The organism is Cereibacter sp. Soil_C_27 (assembly GCF_057657095.1).
On the sequence record NZ_JBDGJD010000031.1, the window covers coordinates 1 to 525 of the forward strand.

Annotated in this window: 1 pseudogene; it reads right to left on the bottom strand. The window is 57.1% G+C overall.

Annotation, left to right across the window (positions count from 1 at the left end):
- Positions 1-76 (bottom strand): annotated as a pseudogene (locus AC3A5Z_RS24160) (c-type cytochrome); the annotation flags it as partial.
- Between the last annotated feature and the right edge of the window lie 449 nt (positions 77-525).

Sequence of the window (525 nt, forward strand, 5' to 3'; positions counted from 1 at the left end):
CGAAGATGGCTGCGAAGAACAGGGATCCTCCGTAGAACACGTTTCTGGCCCGCGATTTCGTGAGGATCTCTGACATGGGTCGGTCCTGTCGATGGTTTGCGTAACAAGGGTCTACCCCGTCCCACCCGCTGCAAGGTTGTTGCAGCACAAACAACCCAGCGAATTGCTGAGCTATGATCCCGAAAGTCGGGGGGTGCTCCACGGTCTGGAGCCTCAAATGATCTCATGAAGATTCGGCACATCTGAGCGCCAACAGCTCACGTTTCGCACGTATTGAAGACGCTGGGACTGACTGAGGTTAGCCTCCACGCATATCGGACGGTATATGAGGTGTTCATCAGCAAGGAGCTGTCGGTAAGGCACCGCCATGCCTCCCTACGGATGGACCGCAGCTCCCACCGATTTCCGCAGGATATCGGCGTTCCGCTGAGGTGACGTCTGAGTGAATTGGCCTGCCCCTATGGAGTGGTCCGGGTTTAATCTTAGTGCATGACGGGTCTTGGCGCTACGGTTGGGGTGGCCGGC